This is a genomic window from Streptomyces sp. NPDC015220 (assembly GCF_043079345.1).
GTDB lineage: Bacteria > Actinomycetota > Actinomycetes > Streptomycetales > Streptomycetaceae > Streptomyces.
Genome location: NZ_JBIBUK010000001.1, coordinates 183,849 through 196,849 on the forward strand (window position 1 = coordinate 183,849; position 13,001 = coordinate 196,849).

At 72.4% G+C, this 13,001-nt stretch carries 7 protein-coding genes and 1 pseudogene; 4 read left to right on the forward strand and 4 right to left on the reverse strand.

Annotated elements, in window-relative coordinates:
* Window positions 1–3 precede the first annotated feature (3 nt).
* Window positions 4–1,266: a hypothetical protein gene (locus tag ACF061_RS01160; protein WP_392264679.1), complete on the forward strand. Its 1,263-nt coding sequence runs from the start codon at window positions 4–6 to the stop codon at window positions 1,264–1,266.
* Between the two features lie 44 nt (window positions 1,267–1,310).
* Here ACF061_RS01160 and ACF061_RS01165 read toward each other — a convergent pair whose 3' ends face one another.
* Window positions 1,311–1,661 (reverse strand): chorismate mutase, encoded by a 351-nt coding sequence (locus ACF061_RS01165; protein ID WP_392264680.1) that lies wholly within the window; start codon window positions 1,659–1,661, stop codon window positions 1,311–1,313.
* Between the two features lie 240 nt (window positions 1,662–1,901).
* Between ACF061_RS01165 and ACF061_RS01170 the strand changes: the two genes are divergently transcribed.
* A complete protein-coding gene (locus tag ACF061_RS01170; RefSeq protein WP_392264681.1) occupies window positions 1,902–2,837 on the forward strand; it encodes a hypothetical protein in 936 nt (311 codons plus the stop codon).
* Between the two features lie 132 nt (window positions 2,838–2,969).
* On the opposite strand, the gene ACF061_RS01175 is transcribed toward ACF061_RS01170, so the two are convergent.
* The 3 genes from ACF061_RS01175 to ACF061_RS01185 all read right to left on the reverse strand — a co-directional run bounded on the left by ACF061_RS01175 (window position 2,970) and on the right by ACF061_RS01185 (window position 10,152).
* The gene (locus ACF061_RS01175) at window positions 2,970–4,433 is read right to left on the reverse strand and encodes a glutamate synthase subunit beta (protein ID WP_392264682.1); all 1,464 of its coding nucleotides are present in this window, start codon (window positions 4,431–4,433) and stop codon (window positions 2,970–2,972) included.
* Window positions 4,426–8,937: a glutamate synthase large subunit gene (gene gltB / locus ACF061_RS01180; RefSeq protein ID WP_392265363.1), complete on the reverse strand. Its 4,512-nt coding sequence runs from the start codon at window positions 8,935–8,937 to the stop codon at window positions 4,426–4,428. The genes ACF061_RS01175 and gltB overlap by 8 nt, the downstream gene beginning before the upstream one ends.
* A gap of 483 nt (window positions 8,938–9,420) precedes the next feature.
* A complete protein-coding gene (locus ACF061_RS01185) occupies window positions 9,421–10,152 on the reverse strand; it encodes a VIT1/CCC1 transporter family protein (protein WP_392264683.1) in 732 nt (243 codons plus the stop codon).
* A 283-nt stretch (window positions 10,153–10,435) separates the two neighbouring features.
* On the opposite strand from ACF061_RS01185, the pseudogene ACF061_RS01190 reads away from it, so the two are divergent.
* Window positions 10,436–11,674: pseudogene (locus ACF061_RS01190) on the forward strand (ADP-ribosylglycohydrolase family protein); the annotation flags it as partial.
* 200 nt (window positions 11,675–11,874) lie between these two features.
* A complete protein-coding gene (locus ACF061_RS01195) occupies window positions 11,875–12,996 on the forward strand; it encodes an ADP-ribosylglycohydrolase family protein (protein WP_392264684.1) in 1,122 nt (373 codons plus the stop codon).
* Window positions 12,997–13,001 lie beyond the last annotated feature (5 nt).

Sequence of the window (13,001 nt, forward strand, 5' to 3'; positions counted from 1 at the left end):
GGCATGGTGGCCTACGCCGAGAAGGTCTTCAAGGTCAAGAACGGGAAGAAGACCACGAAGTTCACGTGGCGATCGCGGTACAAGAAACCCGACGGCACCTGGGGCTCGGAGCCCGGCTTCCCCACCAAACGGCTCGCCGAGGAGTGGGGGGAGCGCCAAGAGGTCGCGATCAGCGAGGGACGCTGGGTCGACCCTGAACTGTCCCGTAAGAAGTTCGGTGGCTTCGTCACCGAGTGGATGGCCGCCCAGAAGCCGCGCGGCCGGACCACGATGAACCGGTGGGAGCGGCTGGAGTCTCACGTCCTCCCCCGCTGGAAGGACACCCAGCTCGGCGCATTCAACTGGTTCGACGTCGAGGCGTGGGCCCGCGAGCTCGCCCTCACCGCGGCCCGGAGCACCGTGCGGGACTGCGTGCAGTTGATGAGCCGCATCATGAACGGTGCCGTCGACAAGCGGTATGTCACCGTGAACCCGCTCGCCGGCCGACGCTTGACGGGTCTTCCTGCGGACACGGTCAAGCGCAAGAGCGACGAGGAGACCGTCGCGGAGCCGGAGGTCGTGCTGCAGCTCGCGCGCCGGCTCGGGCCCGTCTACGGGCTGCACGTCATCACCGTGGCGTGGACGGGGCTGCGGTGGGAGGAGCTGGCGGGCCTGCACCGGCGCAATGCCCTGCTGGAGCGGAGGCAGAAGCACGACGGCGGGGTCTTCACCTGCCCGGTCATTCGCATCGACGAGGACGAGGGCGTGCTCGCCGAGTACACGGTGCGCGACGAGGACGGCAAGCGGCGCGCCTTCCGGGCGCTGGAGCCGCCGAAGAACGCCAAGAGTGCGCGGGACGTGGACGTGCCGCCGTTCCTGGCTCAGCTGCTGGAGAAGCACCTCGCGGACTGGCCGCACGACTTCGTGTTCACGACGAAGACGGGCAAGTGGTGGTGGCGGAGCTACTGGTTCGAGGTGCTGCGGCCGGCGGCGGACGGGCGGGACGAGCGGAAGCCGGGCCGCGGCCGGCCGGCGAGCCCAGCATGGGAGTCGATCATGCGGGGGTTGACGATGCGGGACCTGCGGCATACGCACGACTCGTGGCAGGAGGAGATCGGGGTGGCGCCGGTGTTGGGGTATGAGCAGATGGGGCACAAGTACCCTGGCATCAAGGGCACGTACCGGCACCCGACGCCGCCCATGCGGAAGTTCCGTCTGGAGGGGTTGCAGGGGTTGTACGAGCGGGCGATGCGGAACCTGGGCTGGGAGAGTGTCTGGGAGGGGTGACCCCCTAAGAATCTCCTAAACGATCAGTTTCCGCAGTGGACACGTCAAAAGTCCGAGTCGTTGCCGCTGTTCAGAGGCCCTTCCGCGATCCGTTCATGGTGCCTGATGACTTCAGCGATGATGAAGTTCAGGAACTTCTCGGCGAACGCCGGGTCGAGTTTGGCGTCCTCGGCGAGGGAGCGCAGGCGGGCGATCTGGCGGCCCTCGCGGGCGGGGTCGGCGGGCGGCAGTTGGTGGGCGGCCTTGAGGTGGCCGACCTGCTGGGTCGCCTTGAAACGTTCGGCGAGCATGTGGACGACGGCCGCGTCGATGTTGTCGATGCTGTCGCGCAGTCGGGCGAGTTCCGCGCGGACGGCGGAATCGACGTCACCGGTACCGGTGCTGCTGGTGGTCATGGGGCAACCCTAAGGGGTGTGCGCGCCCTTGATCAGGGGGCGGACGGCGGGGAGCGGCGGTGTCGTCGCGGCCGCCGACGGCAGCGGTGCTCCGCCCTGTGGCGGGGCGCGAACGCCGCCGGCGTCTTGGCTGTCCGGGGCGCGGAGGACGGCCCGGTGGACGTGGTGGAACACCGCGACGGCCTCGTCCGGCTCCGCATAAAGTGGGAAGGGGTTCAGGGCGTCTTTGGGGGTACGGGCGTGGCGGACGACGGACCGGTCGAGCACGGTTACCCGCATCTGGAGACGGTGCGGGCCGCGATCACGGCGCTCTACAGACGGTTGTCGTACGAGACCGTCCGGACGTTCTCCACCAGTGTGGCCCCCGTGGACGTGGCGTTCTGCGACACCGACGACCTGCACCTGGGCGCGCAGCGGGTGGCCCGGGAGCTGGTGCGGCACTATGGCCTGCCGGACGCCCGGCTGATCGTCAGCTTCCGGGAGATGAGGCACGCGGCGAACGTGGAGCTGGCGGCGGGCCCGGAGTACTTCGTGGAGCTGAACGACCGTTTCCGCACCCATCGCCGGGACATCGGCGCGGCCCTCGCGCACGAGGTGACGCACGTGTATCTGCACCGTCTGGACCTGTCCTTCCCCGGCATGCGGGACAACGAGATCCTCACGGACACGGTGGCGACGTACCTCGGCGCGGGCTGGCTGCTGCTGGACGCGTTCCGGCAGGACGGTGTGTCCTCGCAGAAGCTCGGCTATCTCACGCCGGAGGAGTTCGGCTATGTGCTGGCCAAGCGGTCGTCGGTGTTCGGCGAGGATCCCTCGACGTGGTTCACCAGTGCGCGGGGCTACGAGGCGTATGTCGCGGGGGCGGCCCGGGCCCGCCGTGACGCGCAGCAGCCCCCGCTGACGGCCGCCGGCTGGGCGGGCCGCCGCCGCTACGCCCGCGATCGGCGGCACGCCCAGGACCACGGGCAGGGCGGTGGGGGTGCCGGAGGAGGGGACCGGGACCGGGCGGCGGGTGCGACGGCGGGGGCGCCGTACTCGTTCACCTCGGCCGGGGCGGAGCCGCTGCGCGTGTCGTTCCCGTGCCCGACCTGCCTCCAGCGGATCAGGGTGCCGGTGCGGGGCAGGGTGCGGGCGCGCTGCGGGCTGTGCCGGACGGTGCTGGAGTGCGACACATAGGGACGGTGGGCGGCGTCGCGGGTGCGGCCGGGTGTGCGACGGCGCCTGCCCAGGTGTCCGGTCGGGGACGGGCGGGCAGGCGCCGTCGTTGTTCCGTACGCCGTTGTACGGGACGTCTGGTGCGGCCGCGGGTCAGACCGTCAGCGCGCGGTCCGTCGGGCGGATCGGGGCCGGCAGGTCGCTGGCGCCCGTGAGGTACCGGTCGGCGCCGCGGGCGGCGGAGCGGCCCTCGGCGATCGCCCACACGATGAGCGACTGGCCGCGGCCGGCGTCACCGGCGACGAACACGCCCGGCACGTTGGTCTGGAAGTCGGCGTCGCGGGCGATGTTACCTCGTTCGTCGAGTTCCAGGCCGAACTGGTCCACCAGGCCGTTGGCCCGGTCGGTGCCGGTGAAGCCCATGGCGAGGGTGACGAGCTGGGCGGGGATCTTGCGTTCGGTGCCCGGCTTCTGGGTCAGCTTGCCGTCGACGAACTCGACCTCGGCCAGGTGCAGCCACTGGACGTTGCCGTCCTCGTCGCCCTCGAAGTGGGTCGTGGACGCCGCGTAGATCCGCTCGCCGCCCTCCTCGTGGGCCGAGGTGACCTTGTAGAGGATCGGGAAGGTCGGCCAGGGCTGGGAGGCCGGGTTCCGCTCCTCGTTCGGGCGGGGCATGATCTCCAGCTGGGTGACGGAGGCCGCGCCCTGGCGGTGGGCGGTGCCCACGCAGTCCGCGCCGGTGTCGCCGCCGCCGATGACGACGACGTGCTTGCCCTCGGCGGAGATCGGGGTGGTGACGTAGTCGCCCTCCTGGACCTTGTTGGCCAGGGGCAGGTACTCCATCGCCTGGTAGACGCCCTTGAGCTCGCGGCCGGGGACGGGCAGGTCGCGGGCGGTGGTGGCGCCGGCGGCGATGACGACCGCGTCGTAGCGCTTCTTCAGGTCCGTGGCCTTGATGTCGCGGCCGACCTCGACCCCGGTGCGGAACCGGGTGCCCTCCGCGCGCATCTGCTCGATGCGGCGGTTGATGTGCCGCTTCTCCATCTTGAACTCGGGGATGCCGTAGCGCAGGAGACCGCCGATGCGGTCCGCGCGCTCGTAGACGGCGACGGTGTGGCCGGCCCGGGTGAGCTGCTGGGCGGCGGCCAGGCCCGCCGGGCCCGAGCCGATGACGGCGACGGTCTTGCCGGACAGCCGCTCGGGGATCCGCGGGGCGACGTCACCGGTCTCCCACGCCTTGTCGATGATCGAGACCTCGACGTTCTTGATGGTGACCGGCTGCTGGTTGATGCCCAGCACGCACGCCGACTCGCAGGGGGCCGGGCAGAGGCGGCCGGTGAACTCGGGGAAGTTGTTGGTCGCGTGCAGGCGCTCGGAGGCGGCGGCCCAGTCCTCGCGGTAGGCGTAGTCGTTCCACTCCGGGATCAGGTTCCCGAGCGGACAGCCGTTGTGGCAGAACGGGATGCCGCAGTCCATGCACCGGCTGGCCTGCTTGCTGATGATCGGCAGCAGCGAGCCGGGGACGTAGACCTCGTTCCAGTCCTTCTTGCGCTCCTCGACCGGGCGGGACCTGGCGACCTCGCGGCCGTGGTTCAGAAAGCCCTTCGGGTCAGCCATTGATCGCCGCCTCCATCATCTTCTCGGTGATCTCGGTCTCGGAAAGACCGGCTCGCTCGGCGGCGTCCTTGGCGGCGAGCACTGCCTTGTAGGTGCTGGGGATGATCTTGCTGAAGCGCTCGACGGCGGTGTCCCAGTCGGCCAGCAGCTTCTCGGCGACGGTGGAGCCCGTCTCTTCCCGGTGGCGGCGCACCACCTCGTGCAGCCACTGCTTGTCGGTCTCGTCCAGCGCCTCGACCGCGTCGAGGTTGCCGACGTTGACGTTGTCGCGGTCGAGGTCGATGACGTAGGCGACGCCACCGGACATGCCGGCCGCGAAGTTGCGGCCCGTCTCGCCGAGGACCACGGCGTGACCGCCGGTCATGTACTCGCAGCCGTGGTCGCCCACGCCCTCGGAGACGACCGTCGCGCCGGAGTTGCGGACGCAGAACCGCTCGCCCGTGCGGCCGCGCAGGAACAGTTCTCCGCCGGTCGCGCCGTAGGCGATCGTGTTGCCCGCGATCGTGGAGTACTCGGCGAGGTGCTCGGCGCCGCGGTCCGGGCGGACCACGATCCGGCCGCCCGAGAGGCCCTTGCCGACGTAGTCGTTGGCGTCGCCCTCCAGGCGCAGTGTGATGCCGCGCGGTACGAAGGCGCCGAAGGACTGGCCGGCCGAGCCGGTGAAGGTGATGTCGATGGTGTCGTCGGGCAGGCCGGCGCCGCCGAACTTCTTCGTCACCTCGTGGCCGAGCATGGTGCCGACCGTGCGGTTGATGTTGCGGATGGCGACCTGGGCGCGCACCGGCTGGGCGTCCGCCTGGGAGTCCGCGGCCAGGGCGTCGGCGGCGAGCTTGATCAGCTCGTTGTCGAGCGCCTTCTCCAGGCCGTGTTCCTGGGCGATGACCTGGTGGCGGGCCGCGCCCTCGGGCAGTTCGGGCACGTGGAACAGCGGCTCCAGGTCCAGGCCCTGTGCCTTCCAGTGGTCCACCGCGCGGGTCACGTCGAGGGCCTCGGCGTGGCCGACGGCCTCCTCGATGGAGCGGAAGCCCAGCTCTGCGAGGATCTCGCGGACCTCCTCGGCGATGAACTGGAAGAAGTTCACCACGTACTCGGCCTTGCCGGAGAAACGTTCGCGCAGGACCGGGTTCTGGGTGGCGATGCCGACCGGGCAGGTGTCCAGGTGGCAGACGCGCATCATGATGCAGCCGGAGACGACGAGCGGCGCGGTCGCGAAACCGAACTCCTCGGCGCCCAGCAGGGCGGCGATGACCACGTCGCGGCCGGTCTTGAGCTGGCCGTCGGTCTGCACGACGATGCGGTCGCGCAGCCCGTTGAGCAGCAGGGTCTGCTGGGTCTCGGCGAGGCCCAGCTCCCAGGGGCCGCCCGCGTGCTTGAGCGAGGTCAGCGGGGAGGCGCCGGTGCCGCCGTCGTGGCCGGAGATGAGGACGACGTCCGCGTGGGCCTTGGACACGCCGGCCGCGACCGTGCCGACGCCGACCTCGGAGACCAGCTTCACGTGGATGCGGGCGGCCGGGTTGGCGTTCTTGAGGTCGTGGATCAGCTGGGCCAGGTCCTCGATGGAGTAGATGTCGTGGTGCGGCGGCGGGGAGATGAGTCCCACGCCCGGCGTCGAGTGCCGGGTCTTCGCCACCCACGGGTACACCTTGTGGCCGGGCAGCTGGCCGCCCTCGCCGGGCTTGGCGCCCTGGGCCATCTTGATCTGGATGTCGTCGGCGTTGACCAGGTACTCGGAGGTGACGCCGAAGCGGCCGGAGGCGACCTGCTTGATGCTGGACCGGCGCGCCGGGTCGTACAGGCGCTCGGGGTCCTCGCCGCCCTCACCGGTGTTGGACTTGCCGCCGAGCTGGTTCATGGCGATGGCGAGGGTCTCGTGCGCCTCCTTGGAGATGGAGCCGTACGACATGGCGCCGGTGGAGAAGCGCTTGACGATCTCGGAGACCGGCTCGACCTCGTCGAGGGGGATCGGCGCGCGGTCGGAGGTGAAGCCGAACAGGCCGCGCAGCGTCATCAGGCGCTCGGACTGCTCGTTCACCCGGGAGGTGTACTTCTTGAAGATGTCGTAGCGGCCCGAGCGCGTGGAGTGCTGGAGGCGGAAGACCGTCTCGGGGTCGAACAGGTGCGGTTCGCCCTCGCGGCGCCACTGGTACTCGCCGCCGATCTCCAGCGTGCGGTGCGCGGGGGCGATGCCGCTGGCCGGGTAGGCCTTGGCGTGGCGGGCGGCGACCTCCTTGGCGACGACGTCGATGCCGACGCCGCCGATCTTGGTGGCGGTGCCGTCGAAGTACTTCTCCACGAAGGCGTCGTCGAGGCCGACGGCCTCGAAGACCTGGGCGCCGCGGTAGGAGGCGACGGTGGAGATGCCCATCTTGGACATGACCTTCAGGACGCCCTTGCCGAGGGCGTAGATCAGGTTGCGGATGGCCTTCTCGGTCTCGATGCCGGGCAGGAAGGTGCCCGCGCGGACCAGGTCCTCGACGGACTCCATCGCCAGGTACGGGTTGACGGCGGCGGCGCCGAAGCCGATGAGCAGGGCGACGTGGTGGACCTCGCGGACGTCGCCGGCCTCGACCAGCAGGCCCACGTGGGTGCGCTGCTTGGTGCGGATGAGGTGGTGGTGGACGGCCGCGGTGAGCAGCAGCGAGGGGATCGGCGCGTGCTCGGCGTCGGAGTGCCGGTCGGACAGGACGATCAGGCGGGCGCCGTTGTCGATGGCGGCGTCGGCCTCGGCGCAGATCTCGTCGATCCGCGCGGCCAGCGTCTCGCCGCCGCCGGAGACCCGGTACAGGCCGGAGAGGGTCGCGGCCTTGAAGCCGGGCATGTCGCCGTCGGCGTTGATGTGGATGAGCTTGGCCAGCTCGTCGTTGTCGATCACCGGGAAGGGCAGCACCACGGTCCGGCAGGAGGCCGCGGTCGGCTCCAGCAGGTTGCCCTGCGGGCCGAGCGAGCTGCGCAGGGAGGTGACCAGTTCCTCGCGGATGGCGTCCAGCGGCGGGTTGGTGACCTGGGCGAACAGCTGGGTGAAGTAGTCGAAGAGCAGACGCGGGCGCTCGGAGAGCGCGGCGATCGGCGAGTCGGTGCCCATGGAGCCGATCGGCTCGGCGCCGGTCTTGGCCATCGGCGCGAGGAGGACGCGCAGTTCCTCCTCGGTGTAGCCGAAGGTCTGCTGGCGGCGGGTGACCGAGGCGTGGGTGTGGACGATGTGCTCGCGCTCGGGCAGGTCGCCCAGCTCGATCTCGCCGGCCTCCAGCCATTCGGCGTAGGGCTTGTCGGCGGCGAGGGCCGCCTTGATCTCGTCGTCCTCGATGATGCGGTGCTCGGCGGTGTCCACGAGGAACATGCGGCCGGGCTGGAGCCGGCCCTTGCGGACCACCTTGGCCGGGTCGATGTCGAGGACGCCGACCTCGGAGCCGAGGACGACGAGGCCCTCGTCCGTGACCCAGTAGCGGCCGGGGCGCAGGCCGTTGCGGTCGAGCACGGCGCCGACCTGGGTGCCGTCGGTGAAGGTGACGCAGGCGGGGCCGTCCCAGGGCTCCATCATCGTGGAGTGGAACTCGTAGAAGGCGCGCCGGGCCGGGTCCATGGAGTCGTGGTTCTCCCACGCCTCCGGGATCATCATCAGCACGGAGTGCGGCAGCGAGCGGCCGCCGAGGTGGAGCAGTTCCAGGACCTCGTCGAAGGAGGCGGAGTCGGAGGCGTCCGGGGTGCAGATCGGGAAGATCCGCTCCAGGTTGTCGGCGCCGCCGAACAGCCGGGAGGCGAGCTGGGACTCGCGGGCGCGCATCCAGTTGCGGTTGCCCTTGACGGTGTTGATCTCACCGTTGTGGGCGACGAAGCGGTAGGGGTGCGCGAGCGGCCAGCTCGGGAAGGTGTTGGTGGAGAAGCGGGAGTGGACGAGGGCGATCGCCGAGGCGAAGCGGCGGTCGGACAGGTCCGGGAAGAACGGCTCGAGCTGGCCGGTGGTCAGCATGCCCTTGTAGACGAGGGTGCGGGCCGACAGCGACGGGAAGTACACGCCCGCCTCGCGCTCGGCGCGCTTGCGCAGCACGAACGCCTTGCGGTCCAGGGCGATGCCCTGGCTCGTGCCGTCGCCGACGAACAGCTGGCGGAAGACCGGCATCGTGGAGCGGGCGGTGGCGCCCAGCAGCTCGGGGGCGACCGGGACCTCGCGCCAGCCGAGGACGGTCAGGCCCTCCTCAACGGCGATCGTCCCGATGCGCGAGACGGCGTCCTCGGTGCCGTCCTCGGGCAGGAAGGCGATGCCGACGGCGTAGGCGCCGGCGGCGGGCAGCTCGAATCCGGCCACCTCGCGCAGGAACGCGTCGGGCACCTGGGAGAGCAGGCCGGCGCCGTCTCCGGAGTCGGGCTCGGAGCCGGTGGCGCCGCGGTGCTCAAGGTTGCGCAGAACCGTGAGCGCCTGCTCGACCAGCGCATGGCTCGCCTCGCCGGTGAGGGTGGCCACGAAGCCGACGCCGCAGGCGTCGTGCTCGTTGCGGGGGTCGTACATACCCTGCGCAGCAGGGCGAGCATCCATGAACGACCAGTTCTGGCCGTCCGTGGAGTGCTGGGACGGCTGGCGCGGCGTACGCATCGGCTCTCCCGTCGTCGTCATGTGGCATGTGCTGGTGCCGAGGGACGACGTTGGCCCTCTGCGTAAGTGCGAAATTTCGTGCAGGTTACATGATGGAACGGTTCTCGGGAACCGGATACTTCGTTCCAACATGCGGACACCGCAGGGTTGGCGGCGGGGGGTTTCCGCGCCCGGCGGCGGAGGTTTCCCGGGGGAGGCCGGCGCGGACGAGATCGGTCGGATCGGCGTCCGTCGGCAGTGCGGCGGGGGGATGGAGCGGCGGCTTCGCCGGCCGCTCCGAGGGGTGCGCGGCGGGCCTCGTTGCCCACAGCGCTTACGGCTCATGCCCGATGGTCCTGCGGTCGAAACCAGCGGGTAGTGGCTACTTATGCGGTCCCTCGCATAAGTTCCAGCCAGACGTCATCCTACGGCCGTTCCGAACAAGGTGCCCAGGACGTACGTCACACCGGCGGCGGCACCACCCAGGACAAGCTGCCGCAAACCGCTGTACCACCAGGTGCGCGCGGTCACCTTGGCCACCACCGCACCGCAGGCGAACAGCCCGACGAGGGCGAGCAGCAGGGCCGGCCACAGCACGGTGGCGCCCAGCAGGTAGGGCAGCACCGGCAGCAGGGCGCCGAGGGCGAACGAGCCGAACGACGACACCGCCGCGACCAGCGGGGAGGGCAGGTCGCCCGGGTCGACGCCCAGTTCCTCGCGGGCGTGTATCTCCAGGGCCTGCTCCGGGTCCTTGGACAGCTGCCGGGCCACCTCGCGGGCGAGCTCCGGCTCGACGCCCCGTGCCACGTACAGGGCGGCGAGCTCGTCCTCCTCGTCCTGGGGGTGCTTGCGCAGCTCGCGCCGTTCGACGTCCAGCTCGGCCTCGACCAGCTCGCGCTGCGAGGCGACGGAGGTGTACTCGCCGGCCGCCATGGAGAAGGCGCCGGCGGCCAGGCCCGCGAGTCCGGTGAGCACGATGGTCTCCCGGCTGACGGCGCCGCCGGCGACGCCGGTCATCAGGGCGAGGTTGGAGACCAGGCCGTCCATCGCGCCGAAGACCGCCGGGCGCAGCCATCCGCCGTTCACATCGCGGTGCGTGTGGTTGTCGCGGTGCGCCTCGTGCAGCGGCGCTTCGGTGTCGAGGATGGCCACGGAGTCCCCCTGGGAGCTTGAGCCAAGAGCTTAGGCAAGGCTTGCTTTTGGACGAGTTCTACTTTTTGACAACACCGAACCTACGCCGCCGATTCCGCCGCCGCCAGCAAGGAAAGGCTGGGCTAACCTGCGGTTTCGCGCCGTGACGCTCATTCGAGAGGGGGCACGCACAGATGTCGTACGGGTGATGCTGGAGACCTGGAGGCTGCATGGCGTCCACGAGCGGGGACAGTTCCGCAAAGGGTTCTGCGCCGTCACGGCGCCCTGGAGAGGAGAGCCCGCGATGGCATCGAGCGCCGCCGTCCCCGCGCGCCGGCTCCGGGACCGGGCGCGCGGCGCGCTGCTCGGCCTCGCCGTCGGGGACGCCCTCGGGGCGCCCGCGGAGAACCTGCGACCGTCCGAGATCCGCGCCCGCTGGGGCCGGATCACCGGCTACGTCACCGAGCACCCGGCCGGCACCGACGACACCGAGTACGCCGTCTTCTCCGGCCTCCTGCTCGCCCGGTACGGCTCCGCGCTCACCCCGGCCCATGTCGAGGCGGCCTGGCACGAGCACATCGCCGACCGCGCCGAGGGGCCCTTCCGCGGCGCCGGCTTCAGTGAGCGGGGGACCCTGGAGAACCTGCGCCGCGGGCTGGCCGCCCCGGCCTCCGCCCAGCACCGGCACGCCTGGAGCGACGGCCTGGCCATGCGGGCGGCGCCGTTCGGGGTGTTCGCCGCCGGCCGCCCGGCCGAGGCCGCCCGGCTGGTGGCGATCGACGGTTCGGTCAGCCACGAGGGCGAGGGCATCCACGGCGGGCGGGCGGTGGCCGCCGGGGTCGCGGCGGCCATGGCGGGCGCGCCGCCGGTCGCTGTGGTGGCCGCCGCCCTCGCCGTCGTCCCCGAAGACTCCTGGACGGCCCGCACGCTGCGCCGGGCCACGGCGGCCGCCCGCCGGGGCGAACGCGCGGTCCGCTCCGCCGTCGTCATCGGCGGCTACCCCTGGTCCGACCTGGCCCCGGAAGCGGTCGCCCTGGCCTTCGGCGCGTACGCCGCGGCCGACGGCGACTTCCGCGACGCGGTGCTCACCGCCGTGAACATGGGCCGCGACGCCGACACCACGGCGGCGGTCGCGGGCGCCCTGGCGGGTGCGACCCTGGGCGCGTCCGCCATCCCGGCCGAATGGGCGGCCCCCATCGGCCCGGCCCGGGGAAGCTGTCTGCCGTCGATGGCGGGGCAGCACGTGCTGGACGTGGCGGACCTGCTGGTGGCGGCGGGCGAGGCCGCCGCCGGGCGGGCCCCGGCCGAGGTCCGCCTCGACCTCGTGCGGCCGCACTCGCCCGCACTCCCCGACGCGCCCGCGCGGTCCCGCGTCGGGGCGCGCCCCGAGGCCCCCGCACAGCCGCCGGACGTGCCCGTCCGGTCCGACACCGCCGTCCGGGTCGGCGCCCAGTCGTGCCCCGACACTCCCGTGCATCCCGACGCACCGCCGGCCCCGGACGCGCCCGCCGGGGCCGGCGCCCCTGCCCGGGCCGGCGCCCGCGCGTGTCCCGGCGCTCCCGCGCGACCCGAAGCACCGGCGGCACCGGATGTGGTCCCCGGGCCGGACGCCCCCTCCTGGGCCGGCGCTCCTCCACCGCCCGGGGCCCCGGTCCGCTCCGGCGCGCCCGTCGCCCTGCCCGCCGCCGCGTCCGCCGTCCCGGCCGGCCAGGTCCTCGCCGTCGACGAGGGCGAGGCGGGGGCGTGACCGGCCGGCGTCGGGTCGAAGGGCTGCTGCTGGGGCTGGCGGCCGGGGACGCCGCCGGGTGGCCGGCCGCGCGGCACCGGGCCGCCCGGATGCCCGAGTGGACCCGGCGGCTCACCCGTGAGCTGGACGCCTTCGCCGAGCAGAACGCCACCACCACCCTGCCCGTCCCGACCGCGCTCAACCAGCCCCCGGAGCCGCTGCGCCTCGGCCCCTCCGACGACGCCGAGTGGGCGGTGTTCGCGGCGGAGGCCGTGTTGCGCGCCGGGGACGACGACGCGCTCGGCGACCTCGGCCGGGAGCGCCGGCTGCGGGCGGCGATCGACCTCACCTGGAACGCCGTGGCCGGCGAGGTGGCGGCGGCGGCCGAACGCGCACCCGATATGGAGTCCGCGGTGCTGCCGCTGCGTGCCCGTATCTCCGTGCGGGCCGGCCTCGGCAACCTCGCCACCGGACTGCGGCCGCCCGCCACCGGTCACGACAACCCGCACTACTTCGACGACGCGGCCTGCGTACGGGCCTGTGTGCTGGCCGCGGCCCACCCGGGCGACCCGCGCCGCGCCGCCGGACTGGCCGAGTTCGACGCCCGCTACACCCAGGACGGCGACGGCGTGCACGGCGCCCGGGCGATGGCGGCGGCACTCGCCCTGGCGCTCGTCGGCGCGGAGGTCGAGCACTGCGTCACGGCCGCGCTGGCCGAACTGCCCGAGGAGACGGAGATCGGCCGCAACGCCCGGCACGCCCTGCGGCTCGCCCTGGGCAGCGAGGACGCGTTCGCCCTGGTGCCGCTGCTGGAGCACCAGATCGTCGACCACGTCTACAGCTACGGCGTCGCCGCCGCCGAGACCGTTCCGGTCGCCCTCGCCCTGGCCGTGGCGGCGGGCGGGCGCCTCGCCCAGGCGCTGCCCGCCGCGGCCTGCCTGTCCCGCCTCGCCGACTCCGCCCCGGCCCTGGCGGGCGCGCTGACCGGCGCGCTGGGCGGCGGTGCGGCGGTCCCGGCCTCCTGGCGGGAGGCCTGCCGCACGCTGTCCGGCTGTGCGCTGCCCCGCCTCACCGGCACCGACCTGGTGGAACTCGCCGGGCTCCTGGAAGCCGCGCAACCGGCTCCACCAGGAGGATGATTCGG